The 14,143-nt window shown below is 33.4% G+C and carries 12 protein-coding genes; all 12 read left to right on the forward strand.

Annotated elements, in window-relative coordinates; genetic code table 11:
• Positions 1-70: 70 nt before the first annotated feature.
• The 12 genes from DW269_RS07670 to DW269_RS07730 all read left to right on the forward strand — a co-directional run bounded on the left by DW269_RS07670 (position 71) and on the right by DW269_RS07730 (position 13,423).
• On the forward strand, positions 71-673 hold the full coding sequence (locus DW269_RS07670; RefSeq protein WP_230310153.1) for a DUF4230 domain-containing protein: 603 nt from the start codon (positions 71-73) through the stop codon (positions 671-673).
• The gene (locus DW269_RS07675) at positions 666-1,400 is read left to right on the forward strand and encodes a copper homeostasis protein CutC (protein WP_117459239.1); all 735 of its coding nucleotides are present in this window, start codon (positions 666-668) and stop codon (positions 1,398-1,400) included. Before DW269_RS07670 ends, DW269_RS07675 begins: the two co-directional genes overlap by 8 nt.
• Before the next feature lie 2 nt (positions 1,401-1,402).
• Positions 1,403-2,146 carry an alpha/beta hydrolase gene (locus tag DW269_RS07680; protein WP_117459240.1) on the forward strand — a complete coding sequence of 248 codons (744 nt, stop codon included), beginning with the start codon at positions 1,403-1,405 and terminating at the stop codon, positions 2,144-2,146.
• 126 nt (positions 2,147-2,272) lie between these two features.
• Positions 2,273-4,099: a translational GTPase TypA gene (gene typA / locus DW269_RS07685; protein ID WP_117459241.1), complete on the forward strand. Its 1,827-nt coding sequence runs from the start codon at positions 2,273-2,275 to the stop codon at positions 4,097-4,099.
• A gap of 46 nt (positions 4,100-4,145) precedes the next feature.
• Positions 4,146-5,033 carry an FUSC family protein gene (locus tag DW269_RS07690; RefSeq protein ID WP_117459242.1) on the forward strand — a complete coding sequence of 296 codons (888 nt, stop codon included), beginning with the start codon at positions 4,146-4,148 and terminating at the stop codon, positions 5,031-5,033.
• Positions 5,034-5,121: 88 nt separating this feature from the next.
• On the forward strand, positions 5,122-5,340 hold the full coding sequence (locus DW269_RS07695; RefSeq protein ID WP_022425172.1) for a DUF6465 family protein: 219 nt from the start codon (positions 5,122-5,124) through the stop codon (positions 5,338-5,340).
• 392 nt (positions 5,341-5,732) lie between these two features.
• Complete coding sequence (locus DW269_RS07705; RefSeq protein ID WP_117459244.1) at positions 5,733-8,753, forward strand: Ig-like domain-containing protein; 3,021 nt, start codon at positions 5,733-5,735, stop codon at positions 8,751-8,753.
• Between the two features lie 11 nt (positions 8,754-8,764).
• Entirely contained in the window at positions 8,765-9,820 is a 1,056-nt protein-coding gene (locus DW269_RS07710) for a hypothetical protein (protein ID WP_117459245.1), read from the forward strand.
• A gap of 42 nt (positions 9,821-9,862) precedes the next feature.
• On the forward strand, positions 9,863-11,395 hold the full coding sequence (gene cls, locus DW269_RS07715; protein ID WP_117459246.1) for a cardiolipin synthase: 1,533 nt from the start codon (positions 9,863-9,865) through the stop codon (positions 11,393-11,395).
• Between the two features lie 9 nt (positions 11,396-11,404).
• Positions 11,405-12,580, forward strand: a complete 1,176-nt coding sequence (locus DW269_RS07720; RefSeq protein ID WP_117459247.1) for an AI-2E family transporter — start codon at positions 11,405-11,407, stop codon at positions 12,578-12,580.
• Positions 12,570-13,025: a hypothetical protein gene (locus DW269_RS07725; RefSeq protein ID WP_117459248.1), complete on the forward strand. Its 456-nt coding sequence runs from the start codon at positions 12,570-12,572 to the stop codon at positions 13,023-13,025. The genes DW269_RS07720 and DW269_RS07725 overlap by 11 nt, the downstream gene beginning before the upstream one ends.
• A gap of 131 nt (positions 13,026-13,156) precedes the next feature.
• Complete coding sequence (locus DW269_RS07730) at positions 13,157-13,423, forward strand: phosphocarrier protein HPr (protein WP_022425165.1); 267 nt, start codon at positions 13,157-13,159, stop codon at positions 13,421-13,423.
• Positions 13,424-14,143 lie beyond the last annotated feature (720 nt).

Below are 14,143 nucleotides of genomic sequence, written 5' to 3' on the forward strand. Positions count from 1 at the left end.
AAATCATCTAGACTATAAAACAAACTGTATATATTTTTTCTTATCTGTTATAATCTAGTTGGTGATGAAAATGAAAAACAAGTTTAATTTAAGATCAATTATAGTCATTATTGTGTTAGTTATTGTTGTATTTATGGGTGGTATGTACTTTGGAGGACGTAGTACACCAGCTAAAGAAGAAATCACTTCAACAGCTTTAACACAGAAAATAAGAGATATTAATGAATTAGCTGTATCTGAATATGATTATACAAAAGTAGGGAAGTTCTCTAATTCATTAAAGTTTAATGGCTGGACTGTTCCTTTAACACAGAAGTCTTTCTTAATCACTTATGAAGGTAAGATGAAAGCAGGTGTGGATCTCTCTGATGTACAGGTAGAAAAAACAGATAATAAGATTGTTGTGAAAACATCTGCAGTAAAGATCTTATCTAATGAAATCGATGAGAATTCTATTAAGGTTTATGATGAAACAAAGAATATCTTTAATCAGATTTCTATTACAGACTATAAGACTTTCGCAAAAGAACAGAAGAAGAAAGTAGAAAAAGAAGCAATCAAGAATCAGTTTTTAGAAAAGACTGAAACTAAAGTGAAGAAAGCCATTAAAGATCTTATTTATATGACTGTAGATCAAGAACAGTATGAAGTAGAGGTAGAAGTGAGTGAATAAGTTAGAAGTATGCTGTGGCAGCTATGAGGATGCAATGAATGCATATCATGGTGGTGCGAAAAGAATTGAATTAAATAGTGCATTAGCGTTAGGTGGATTAACACCTACTATTGCATCATTGGAACTTATTAAGAATAATACAGATCTAGAAGTTATTTGCATGGTAAGACCCAGAGGTGCAGGATTTGTATATAATGAATTACAATCTGAACAGATGATTATTGAAGCAGAAGAACTATTAGAACACGGGGCTGATGGTATTGCGTTTGGGTTCTTAGATCCTGATGGTAAAATCAATAGTGCACGCACAAGTGAAATGGTCTCTATTATTCATAGTTATGGTAAGACTGCAGTATTTCATAGGGCCTTTGATGTATGTGACGATCCAGATGCAACAATTCATAGATTAATTGAATTAGGTGTGGATAGAGTACTTACAAGTGGCATGAAGTCTACTGTGAGTGAAGGAGTTCAGCTTATTAAGGAACTGCAGGAGAAGTATGGCAATCAAATAGAAATATTGGCAGGTTCTGGTATTAATGAAACAAATGTTGTAGATATTATTCACTATACAGGTATTCATCAGGTTCATTCTTCATGTAAGAATTGGAGAGCAGATCCTACTACAGCCAATGATCATGTATCATTTAGCTATAATGGCATTAATTATGATTATGTAGATAAAGAAAAAGTGAAGAGAATGATTTCACTTGTAGAGGAGGATTAATTATGCAGCAGTATTGTGAAATTGCGACACCTAAGGGTGTTATGAGAGGATTCTTTCATGTGCCCCATAGAAAAGAATTCCCTGTATTATTAATATTCCATGGTTTTACAGGACAATGTACAGGAACTAAGTTCTCTTATGTTTCTTTATCACGTTTATTAGAAGCACAGGGTGTTGGTACTTTAAGAATGGATTTTCTAGGCAGTGGTGAATCGGATCTTACTTTTAAAGAAATGACATTTGATGATGAATTATCATGTGCACGTATTCTATTAGAAGAATTAAAGAAGATGCCTCAAGTCACTGATATCTATGTTTTAGGACATTCTATGGGTGGTGCAATTGCGAGTGAACTTGCAAAACTTTATCCTGAAGATATTAAAAAACTTGTATTATGGGCTCCTGCCTTCAGTTTACCAGATTCCTTGGACTATCTTACAGGAACAGTAAAAGAAGCACCTATCTATGATCATAGTGGATTTGAAATCAGTGATGCTTTTGTAAAGGATATGCTTCAAAGAGATTTCTATAAGAACTTAGACACATATAAGAATGATTTATTAGTCATTCATGGCACAGAAGATAAAACAGTACCTTATGCAATCAGTGAGAAATATACAAAACTATTTGGTAAGCAGATGATCTTCCATCCAGTTGTTGGTGCATCTCATAATTATGATAATGCGGATCATATTCATGAAGTTCTTTCTACAACTTATAAATTCTTAACAGAACAGGTTATGTAAGCCTGTTCTTTTTTGAAAAAGAGTTGAATTATTCAATATTTAATAAATTTTCTCATCTTGAAAACTATTCTTTATTGAAATGAAGACGAACTATGATATAATCTAAAAATTGAAAGAGGTGCGATTATGAATATTAGAAATATAGCGATTATTGCTCACGTTGACCATGGTAAAACAACATTGGTTGACCAGCTTATTAAGAAATCTGGAACACTTGAAGCACACGAAGAACTAGCTGAACGTGCTATGGATAGTAACGCTTTAGAAAGAGAACGTGGTATTACTATTTTAGCAAAGAATACAGCTATTCATTATAAAGACTATAAGATCAACATCATGGATACACCAGGCCATGCTGACTTTGGTGGAGAAGTAGAACGTATCATGCATATGGTGGATGGTGTTTTACTTGTAGTTGATGCTTATGAAGGTACAATGCCTCAGACTCGTTTCGTATTAAAGAAGGCATTAGCTGCTCATGTTAAACCTATCGTTGTTATCAACAAGGTTGACCGTCCAGTTGTAAGAATTCAGGAAGTTATGGATGAAGTTCTTGAATTATTTATGGAATTAGGTGCTGATGATAATCAGCTTGATTTCCCAACTGTTTTCGTTTCAGCATTAAATGGTACAAGCTCATTAGATCCTGATATTAGTACTCAGGTTCCTAATATGGACTGTTTATTCGATATGATTATCAATGAAATTCCTGCACCAGCAGTAGATGTTGAAGGTGGTTTACAGTTACAGCCAGCTTTATTAGACTACAATGATTATGTAGGAAGAATTGGTATTGGTAGAATTCAGAGAGGTTCTATTAAAGTAAATGAAAATGTTGTATGTTTAAGAGCAGATGGTTCTAAGACACAGTTCCGTGTTCAGAAACTATTTAGTTATTTAGGTATGCATAGATTTGAAGTAGAAGAAGCAAGTGCTGGTGATATCGTAGCCGTTGCAGGTTTAGCCGACATTGGTGTTGGTGAAACAATCTGTGAACCAAGCTGTGAAGAAGCATTACCATTACTTCATGTAGATGAACCAACAATCCAGATGATCTTTGGTACAAACACTTCACCATTTGCTGGTCAGGATGGTAAGTTTGTGACTGCATCTAAGATTGAAGAACGTTTATTCAAAGAAACAAACAAGGATGTATCTTTAAAAGTAGAACGTATTCAGAATAAAGAAGAATGGATGGTAAGTGGTCGTGGTGAATTACACTTATCTATCTTAATTGAAACAATGAGAAGAGAAGGATATGAATTACAGGTATCTAGACCTCATGTTATCTTAAAGGAAATCGATGGTGTGACATGTGAACCATATGAAGATGTAGAAATCGAAGCACCAGATGATTGTATTGGTTCAGTTATTGAATCATTAGGTTTAAGAAGAGGTATCATGGAAAACATGGATTCTATGGATGGTATGACTAAGGTTCATTACATTGTACCTTCTAGAGGTTTAATTGGTTTCATGACTAACTTCTTAACAATGACTAAGGGTTATGGTATTATTAACCACTCATTCTTAGAATATCGCCCATTAGAAGGTGAAGCAGTAGGTGAAAGACAGTTAGGTGTTCTTATTTCTATTGAAACAGGACAGACTACAGCTTATGCACTTGGTGGTGTAGAAAGCCGTGGTGTGATGTTTGTTGGTCCTGGTGTGGAAGTATACGAAGGTATGATTGTTGGGGAACATGCTAAGGACAATGACTTAGTAGTAAATGTTACTAAGGGTAAACAGCAGACAAATACACGTTCATCTACAAAAGATACTACAGTTGTATTAAAGAGACCTAGACACTTCAACCTAGAAGCTTGTCTTGACTATATTAATGAAGATGAATTAGTAGAAGTCACTCCAAACAATATCCGTTTAAGAAAGAAATATCTTTCTGAACTTGATCGTAAGAGAGCTTATAGAGCTAAAAATTCAGCATCAGAATAAGGGGAGTAATGAGAATTACTCTCTCTTTTTTTAACAGGAGTATGTCATGAAGATAAAAGAACTCACAACTATTGGTTTTAAACCAACCCCTAAAAAAGATTATTATTACTATACTCAGGATCATTTCTATCTTTTACTACAGGTATTACCTCATCATAAAATAGCTTTATTATTGACCACAGAAGATAGTAAGCATCAAAGAGATATACTAGAACAACTCTTTATTAAAAGAGATGATGTAGAACGTATATATTCTAATGAGAAAGGTGCAGGACTTGTTTTATCTAAGCGTATTAAAAAAGAAGAGTTAGAGAATATTATCTTAACGCTTAAGAAAGAAATTAATCAGTCACCACAATGTCATCGCTGTCATCAAAGCAAACCATTAAATGTATATTTATTAGATGATGAAATAGATATATTATGTTCTGACTGCTTTGAAAAACATGAACGTATTACCAAACACACTGCTTCACCACTTGGAATACTTGGTGCTTTTATTGGTGCAGTCATTGGAGGTATTATATGGGCTTTTGGTTATAACCTTGGTTATATCATCTGTCTAGATGCAATACTATTATCATTGCTTAGCTTTATTGGTTATAAGAAGCTAGGACACTATATAGATCAAAAGGCAAAGATTATTATTCCTTTAATAGATATTCTTGTATTGTTGTTTGCGCAATATGCTTCATGTGCATTCTCTGTTCAGGCAGCCTTTAAACGTATTGGTACATCAAGTGTTTCATTTATTCAGGCATTAGTTGTTGTACCAGGTATGATGTTTGATTCAAGTCTGATAGGATTACTTCTTGTGTATTTACTCTATGGTCTTATTTTGATGATCATTACTTTGGTTATTTTGTTTATATATGACAAGCATAAAAACAGTTACTATTTTACATATAAATGTATAAATGGTGAAAATAGTTGATATTTTCAAGAAAAAATGGTTGATTGTAAAAGGAAAAGTGATATATTAAAGGTGGTTTTTATCATACTAGGAAATGGAGGATACAAACATGAAAACAAAAATTGAAGTACAGTTCATGAATAAAGATGTTAATGTGTCTGATATCGAAAAATTAGTTAAAGAAGATATCAAAGCTAACGGAATCAAGCTTAACACTCTTGAAACTTTAGAAGTTTACTATAAACCTGAAGATAGCGCAGTATATTATGTAGCAACTACAAAAGATAAAAAGGTTTATGGTGTAAACAACGATCCATTACATATTTAATGTAAAAGAGGCCTTTATAAGGCCTTTTTTTATTGCTTGGTATATAATAAGAAAAAAGAGAGGGGATACGCTTATGAATTATAATGACTTATATTTCATAATTTCCATCGCGTTACAGCTTCTTATTTTCTTTGAATTAAGAAGACAATCAAAAAGTCTCATGATGTTACTTATGAGTTTCTTGATTACTGTACTTTGTATCTTGTTTTTCTATTGTAGTGTAAAGTACAAAACATTAGTCTCTTTTGGTATGTTAGTGGTTGTATTTCTTATGTTCCTATGGAATGTAAATTATCGTTTCAGAAAGATTCTAAAATGAGAGATTATCTCTCATTTTTTTTACGTAAAGAATTATGTTATAATGGTGTTGTAAAAAAACAAGGAGGCTGACTATGAAGAAGGTAATAGGAATCCTGGCTGCTGCATTAATATTAAGTGGCTGTGGATCATCATCTGATAATCATGAGATTAAGAAGACTTCTTTCATGAAAGAAGGAAAGAATAGTTTATATGCTCTTTATAATACTAAGGGGCAGCGTTATACCAAAGATATGTATAAGACATATACACCTTTTGAAGGTGGATATTTAGTGACTAATGAGAGTGATCAGACTGGTTATATTTCTAATACAGGTAAAACAATTATTAAACCAGGACGTTATACAAGCTTAAAAACACAGGGTAATATGCTTGTAGGTGAATCTCAGCCACAGACTGGACTTTATTTAAGTGCATCTTCTCTTAATATGACAGAAAATACTTTAACACAGGTATTTGCGAATGATGCAGTTGTATGGTCTACAAATGATAATGATGTCATTGATATTAATCAGGAAGGCTATGTTTATGCAAAACATGCAGGTACTGCAACACTTACTGCAACTAAGGATAATGCATCAGTGACTTGTGTAATTAAGGTAGAAGCATTACATCCATATCTTTCTCAGGAATCTTTAGATGTATATACATCAGAACCAGCTACACTTACAGTGAATGATTTTGGTGCACGTACAATTGAATGGAAGTCTAAGGATCCTAAGATTGCAACAGTAGAAAATGGTGTCATTCAGGGATTAAAGCCTGGTAAAACTACAATAATCGCAAAAGTAGGGGATGATACTTTAAAGTGTAAGATTAAAGTAAAACGTAAGACTTTAAAGATTTCTCAAAATGAAGCAACACTTTATACAGGTGAAGAAGGTCAGTATGGCATTGAAAATGCATATCCTGATATTAAGTGGGAAACAAGTAATGCGAATGTAGTGACTGTTGCAGATGGACATATCTGGGCTATTAATCCAGGTAAAGCGACTATCAAGGCAACAAGTAATGGTCAGACAGTTAAATCTAAGGTGACTGTAAAGAAGAGAACACAGAGACTTGATCAGACTAAGGTGACTCTTTTAACTGAACAGAAGGTTGTATTAAATGTATTAGATAAGAAGAATCCAGAAGAAGTTGTACAATGGAGTTCTAATAAGAAAAAAATCACTTCAGTGAATGAATTTGGTGAAGTAACAGGTTTAAAGAAGGGTAAAGCTGTTATTACTGCAAAGGTAGGCAAGAAGAAATATAAGGCTACTATTACAGTAAAGAAGAGACAGATTAAGATTAATCCTTCTAAGACTACTATTGAAAAGGATCAGCATATCTTCTTACAGGTATTAAATAAGAAGGATGAAGATCAGGCAGTATGGACTACAAGTAATGATCAGGTTGTCATTGTAGCACCGGATACTGGAGAGATTGCAGGTGTAAAACCTGGTAAGGCTACTATTACCGTTCAGGCTGGTAATCAAAAAGCTAAGGCTAAAATTACTGTTAAGGCTAAACCTCTTTCTTTAAGTGAAACTAAGATTGAAATGGATGAAGAATCTGATTATGGTCTTTCTATTAACAACTATGAAAATCAGAAGGTTAAATGGACAACTTCTGATAAGACAATTGCGACTGTAGATAATGGTACAATTCATGCGAATAAAGCAGGAAAAGTGACTATTACTGCAACGATTGATAAGAAGGATTATACATGTGATGTTACAGTTCATAAGCTTATTAAAGTGATTGATCAGAAGGAAATGACTGTTATTAAAGGTGGACAGGGTCAGCTTTCTGTGACTAATGTAAATCCTGAAGAGGTTAAATGGGATTCAAGCGATTTAAATATTGCGACTGTAGAAAATGGTACTGTATATGGTATAAGAACAGGTAAAGTAACTATTACTGCAACTGTAGGTAAGAAGAAGCATACAAGTGAAGTAACTGTTATAAGAAATCCGGAAACAGAAACTAAAACAAGAGCAGCAGATATTTCTTTAGGTGGTATTGAAGTACTCAATACAAAAGGTAAGGTTCTTTATAAATCATCTACTAAGAGCGGTTTATTAAAGACTGATCTACCTGTTATCGTAAAGGGTAAGACTTATAAGGTTGTAAATAATGGTAAGACTTTATATGCTGGTAAGAAGAAGGTTTATTATGCTTCTAGTATAGATGATGCATCTATTGTAGGTTTTGAAGATTCTATTAATGTTTATTTCAAAAATGGTAAGAAGTCTTCTATTAAGGAAGTAGGTAATTATTCTATTCTTGCATCACGTAAGAATCAGGCTATTTTATATGATGCAGATAACCAGAATACATTAGCCGTAATTGGTACTAAGATCTATTCAAATGATTATGCACTAACTGGTGCAGAGATCACAAACAAAAACAATGTTGTATTAACTGCAGATGATACTGTCAGTCTTTATAGAAATGGAGAGATTGTTCCTACAAACTCTAACTTTAAAGACAATACACATTTCATTTCTAGAAATAAGAAGATTGCTTATGGACCTCATACAGTCTATAACGGTAAGAAGACAAGTGAATTAAAGAATGTACAGGTTTATCCATATGCATATGAATTATCAGTGTCTCGTTATCCAGGATTCGTAAAAGGTAAAGGTTATGCTTATTATGACTTTAATGGTAAGAAGGTCAGTCCTTATTATCAGGAAGCCAATCAGTATGATGAAAACAAGTGTGCTATTGTACAGCTTAAAAATGGCAAGTATGAATTAATTAATGCGGAAGGTGAAAATGTATTAAAATCATCATATCCACGTTTAGAATTCATCGGCAATTCATATTATGCAGCATATAATAAGAATGGCCAATTTAAGGTCTATGACTGTAATGGAAAAGAAGCACTTTCAGATGTTTATACAAAGATTCCTGAAAAGGCAGCAATTGTCTTTGATGGACATCCATATCTCGCATTAGAAAAGAATGGACGTTCTTATATCTATGATGTAGATAATGATATGAAGGAAATTTACTCTATTGAAAAAGAAATCGTTCTTCATGATGAAGGCTATTTCACAATTGGAGATCAATACTATACTCTTACAGGTCAGAAGATCAAATAAGGGGGAATTCTATGGCAATTTTACTCGCAACTTTACTAACGTTTGTTGGATTGATGTTAATATTCCAGCTGATTTACTTTGAAATCAGCCGTAAACGTGCATTAAGAGTGAATAACTTAGTGTGGTTTGAACAATTCAATCGTCCTTTCAACTATACAGGAACAGCAAGCATGGTTGTATTATGTATTATCTGTTATATGATTGGTGGTACAGATGCACCATTCATGTCAGCACAGTGGTTCTTAGAACTCATTATCTTTGTGGCATGTGGTGTGATTGCGGATGCAATCGTACAATTTATTATTATTAAGTATGGTAAGTTCAGATGTCGTCAGCAGATTCAATCAGCTACACATTTAATGAAAGAAATTGAAGAATTAAAACGTGGAGATGAAGAAGACTATGGTTATGAAGTCTCTGCACCACTTTATGATGAAGTCGCTATTACTAAGAGCTATGTTCATCCAGAAGATCATTTAGCTTTTATGACGGTGGATAAAGGACAGTTTGTAAAGGATTATAAAGATTATCCTGCAGCAACATTTGATATTGAACCTTATACTGAAACAAGTGAAGTAGAAGCAACTCTAGAAGGATTACCTGTTAAGGCAACTAAATTGACAGAATCTAACCTGCTTCCATTTAAGGATGAACGTATCGATGTATTAATGGATCAATTCTCTAACTATGATAAGAATGAAGTATTACGTGTACTTAAACCAAATGGTACTTTCATTGTGAATCAGAATGGTAGTGAAAACCTTCATGAATTCTTATCTATGTATATGCCTTTTAAGATGAGAGGTGTATGGGATATGAATAGCTGTGCAATGACTCTTGCAGACGCAGGATTTGAAGTCGTAGAAACTAAAGAAGATAAAGGATACATTCGTTTCCATAATCTTCGTCAAATACAGACTTACTTCCGTAAGGTGGCTCCAGAAGTGGCTGAAAATGTCGCACAATATAAGAGCTTCTATATGAATGCATTAGATCAGATTAAACAGAATACATATTTCCAGTTGACAACATATCGTTTCTTAGTTGTCGCAAAGAAGAATTTCTAATAGGCTTTCTTAATTGAAAGCCTTTTTTAATAGGGGGTTTTTATGAATACATATGAGCATAAAAATGATGTAAAAAATAGTGTTGTAAGAGTAATAATTGCTGCACTTCTAATTATTATTCAGGTATTTATGATTGTGAATCTTGCAATACATTTATCTGAATACTATGCAGCTTTTGATACATTCATGAGTTTAATTGCATTTATATGTGTACTACATATTTATGGAAGACCGGATAATAGTGCTTTTAAGCTATCTTGGATTGTCTTGATTCTTATCTTTCCTGTCTTTGGTTTAGCTATATATATCTTGTTTGGTAGACCTTCATTGTTGAAGACAGTACAGAAGAAGTTCAATAAAGTAAATGATGATCTAAGTAGTTATAAGATAGAAACAGAGGGGTATAACTTACTACAACAGAATGATCCTCTTCATGCCACAGAAGCTTATTATCTACAATCTTTAGGTTTTCCTACTTTTAATCATACAAAGATAAAATTCTATAGTTCCACAAATGATGCATTGGAAGCACAACTACATGATTTAAATAACGCTAAAGAATTCATATTCATGGAATATCATGCAATAGAAGATTCAAAAGCATGGAGACAGATAGAAGATATTCTTGTAGAGAAAGTTAAACAGGGTGTGGATGTTAGAGTCTTTTATGATGATATGGGAAGTGTAGGATTTATCAATAATAAGTTTAGAGCACGTCTTCATGAAGAAGGTATACAGTGTCGTGTATTTAACCCTATATTTCCTGTTTTAAATCCCTTTATGAATAATCGTGACCATCGTAAGATTACTGTCATAGATGGTTTAATAGGTTATACTGGTGGTTATAATCTTGCAGATGAATACTTCAATTACACACATCCTTATGGACTATGGAAGGACTCTGGAGTAAGATTAGAGGGTGATGCAGTAGACTCTCTCACAAAGATATTCTTTGAGATGTGGCAGACATCAAGTAAAGAAGATTATGAAGACCTCACACTTTATTTAAAAGGTCATAAAGTATCAGGTGAAGGATATATCATTCCTTACTCAGATACACCTTTAGACGATGAAGAAACAGGTGAGAATGTCTATTTAAATATGATTAAACATGCTGTTGATCATATCTATATCACTACACCATATCTGATATTAAGTGACGAAATGCAAAGAGAACTTATTCTTGCATCAAAAAGAGGTGTTGATGTAAGAATTATTACACCAGGTATTCCTGATAAAGCAGTTGTCTTTGCAGTGACTAGAAGCTATTATTCACATCTTGTGCAGGCAGGTATTCATATTTATGAATATACTCCTGGATTCATTCATTCAAAACAATGTTTGGTTGATGATCAGGTCGGTGTTGTTGGTACAATTAATTTTGACTTTAGAAGTCTTTATCTACACTTTGAAAATGGATGCTGGTTTACACATAATCATGCAGTCAAAGAATTAAGAGAAGACTTTGATGAACTATTTGAAATAAGTCAGGATGTATCAGAGAAGTATATAAATACAAGTGTTGTATTAAGAGGATGGAGATGTATCTTACGTTTCTTTAGCCCTCTTATGTAGGGAGGTATTATGTTTCATTTTAAACCTAATAGAAAATATACGCAGATATCTATTTATGTAGTACTTACTGTCATTGCAATCTATCTTGTGATTGCAGCAGGAAGTAACATCTCAGACATTCTTTCGTTTCTTAAGAAAGGATTGGGATTTTTAAGCCAGGTATTTACGCCATTACTCATTGGCTTTGTGATTGCCTATTTATTAAAGCCTGTTGTAGAAAAGGTAGAATCATCTCTTAGAAATATTTCTTATTTTAAAGAAAAGAAGAAGTTAAGTCATCAGTTATCTGTTGCGATTACTTCTTTAATTGTATTATTTGTTTTTGCGTTATTATCTACTTTTGTGATTAAAAGTATTGGTAAAGAACTTGCAGTCACACAGTTTAAGGATATGAGTGATTTCTTACGTATTGTCGCAAAGAATGTGAATGCGATTTATGATGCAATCATCGTACAGCTTAAATCTATGAGTATTTCTACAGTACAAGTACAGCAGTTCTTAAAGACAGCAGTTGATAGTGTTACAAGTAATCTTCTAGGCGGTATCACTAAAGTGTCGGACTTCTTCACTAATTTACTATTCTCTATTATTTTTGCGATTTATTTTATGCTTGATGGAGAAAAATTATGGAATTATTGGAGTAAGAGTATTAAAGCTTTTACAAGTAGAAAAGTAGATACTGTTATTCATCAATTATTAATTGATGTTGAAGGTGTATTCTCTGGTTATGTACGTGGCCAGGTGATTGATGCTTTTCTTATGTTTGTTATGGTAAGTGTTGCATTTGGCTTCTTACATGTTAAATTCTGGATTGTGATTGCATTATTAGTTGGTATAGGTAATCTAATACCTTATGTAGGACCATTCCTTGGATATGGTTCTATAGCAATTATTGGTCTTGTGACAGCTGATTTACATATGGCCTTAAGAGCTTTGATTGCGTTACTTATTATTCAGGGTGTAGACGGTAATATTATTAACCCAAGATTACTTAGTGCAAGTATTGATATTCATCCTGTACTTGTTATCGTATCACTTATTTTCGGTAGTATGATTGGTGGATTCTTAGGAATGCTCGTTTCTGTACCGGTAGGTGCATTATGTAAGATCTGGTTTGAAAGATTAGTAGAATATCGTTCAGAAACAAAAAATGAATTAGTAGAGGAGAAAGAAAATGGAATTTAGATTTGATCCATGGATGTTAGATGTAGATGTCAATGCAACACAGCATGACTATAGTAAAAATGATTACTCTAAAGAGAAACAATTAAACGAAGAACTAAAGAAAGCAATGTCTTTCCAGCAGTCTCGTATCTTTGAAACATTAGGCGTTGATCCTGATAAGATTCTTGTCGAAAAGATTCCTTTAGAAGGTTCTCAGAATGTTTATAAATTTTCTTTTATGGTGAAAGGCAAACTTCTGACAATCACAAATATGCAGGCAGCAGTATATAGTGATGAAAAGGTGTTTGGTCCTGAAATATTAGACCATGTAGAAGTTGTAGATATCCCAGAAGGTGGTGTAATGGTCTATGAAATGGGTAATCTTGCATTAGCTTTTAAACACCCTGGACATACAAAAGAATGGAATTGTGGTTCTGTTTTGGGTGTCGGATTCATACAATTATAAAAAATTATTATCAAAAAAATAGCGTATATATCAATGCTTTTGTAAGCGCTAGTAAAAAATGACATAAAGTTATAGAAAAAATTAGGATTTGTGATATAATAATAACATATTCATAAGGAGGAATTTTTTAAATGGAAAAATTATCATTCGTAGTATCTGACCCAGTAGGTTTACATGCAAGACCTGCTACAATCTTAGTAAATCAGGCTAGCAAATTCTCTAGCAATATTAACTTAATCTATAACGGTAAGAGCGTTAACCTTAAATCAATCATGGGTGTTATGTCTTTAGGTGTTCCAACTAAGGCTACTGTAGAAATCGAAGCTGAAGGTGAAGACGAAAAGGACGTAATCGAATCTATCGCTAAGGTTATCAAAGAACAGAAAGTTGCTGAATAATATACTTTTGTTTTTGACAGTGGATTTTATCCACTGTTTTTTTGTGCGACAGGCAGTCGCTTATATGTCATGTCAAACAGGGGCATGGCATTTTCTACTTATAAATGATTATTCAAGATAGGTTTCTATTAACTTGAAATGTGACATGGAATGTAGAAATCCTGTAGGTTAAAGTCCTACCTCGTGCGCGCTAGTGCTATTCGAGAAGTCTAATCTAGTGCATCATCGTGAGGTGGTGTATGAAGGAGATGCAGTATTCGAGAGAACTGTAGATGAAATATCAGGCCGAAACGAAGTATGAACTGAAAGTGCGGCAGTAGAATGTGTGACGACATTGCGAATAACGTGGAAGTCTATTCACTGTGTTACCAAAGAACTAGTCGATAACACGGGCCTTCTATTGTGAAGTCAGTTGGCATGATATTAAGGAAAAAGCGATGACCCTGTGAGACCTTATGATTACTTGATGTATATCAAGGTATTTATCTATAAGTGTAATGCGAAGTGATAAGTACGTCATGAGGAGTCAGACACTCTCATAGTAGTGAATGATATTGATGAAACACAACATCAATGGAGCGAAGGGGAGTGACCTTTTACGTTCTTACTAGAATCTAGTCATAATGGTAAGAATAACGGTACTTAGGTACAAACGAATTCGAAGTATGATAGAGGGAAAGGAGAAATTTTACTTTAATTTATGGAACCATTAATGAACAA

The sequence above is a fragment of the Catenibacterium sp. AM22-6LB genome, assembly GCF_003435615.1.
GTDB lineage: Bacteria > Bacillota_I > Bacilli_A > Erysipelotrichales > Coprobacillaceae > Catenibacterium > Catenibacterium mitsuoka_A.

What these genes read in the sequence shown, in the direction of transcription:
- DW269_RS07670 (WP_230310153.1), top strand. Translation starts at nt 71, where the DNA reads ATGAAAAACAAGTTTAATTTAAGATCAATTATAGTCATTATTGTGTTA.
- DW269_RS07680 (WP_117459240.1), top strand. Translation starts at nt 1,403, where the DNA reads ATGCAGCAGTATTGTGAAATTGCGACACCTAAGGGTGTTATGAGAGGA.
- typA (WP_117459241.1), top strand. Translation starts at nt 2,273, where the DNA reads ATGAATATTAGAAATATAGCGATTATTGCTCACGTTGACCATGGTAAA.
- DW269_RS07690 (WP_117459242.1), top strand. Translation starts at nt 4,146, where the DNA reads ATGAAGATAAAAGAACTCACAACTATTGGTTTTAAACCAACCCCTAAA.
- DW269_RS07695 (WP_022425172.1), top strand. Translation starts at nt 5,122, where the DNA reads ATGAAAACAAAAATTGAAGTACAGTTCATGAATAAAGATGTTAATGTG.
- DW269_RS07705 (WP_117459244.1), top strand. Translation starts at nt 5,733, where the DNA reads ATGAAGAAGGTAATAGGAATCCTGGCTGCTGCATTAATATTAAGTGGC.
- DW269_RS07710 (WP_117459245.1), top strand. Translation starts at nt 8,765, where the DNA reads ATGGCAATTTTACTCGCAACTTTACTAACGTTTGTTGGATTGATGTTA.
- cls (WP_117459246.1), top strand. Translation starts at nt 9,863, where the DNA reads ATGAATACATATGAGCATAAAAATGATGTAAAAAATAGTGTTGTAAGA.
- DW269_RS07720 (WP_117459247.1), top strand. Translation starts at nt 11,405, where the DNA reads ATGTTTCATTTTAAACCTAATAGAAAATATACGCAGATATCTATTTAT.
- DW269_RS07725 (WP_117459248.1), top strand. Translation starts at nt 12,570, where the DNA reads ATGGAATTTAGATTTGATCCATGGATGTTAGATGTAGATGTCAATGCA.
- DW269_RS07730 (WP_022425165.1), top strand. Translation starts at nt 13,157, where the DNA reads ATGGAAAAATTATCATTCGTAGTATCTGACCCAGTAGGTTTACATGCA.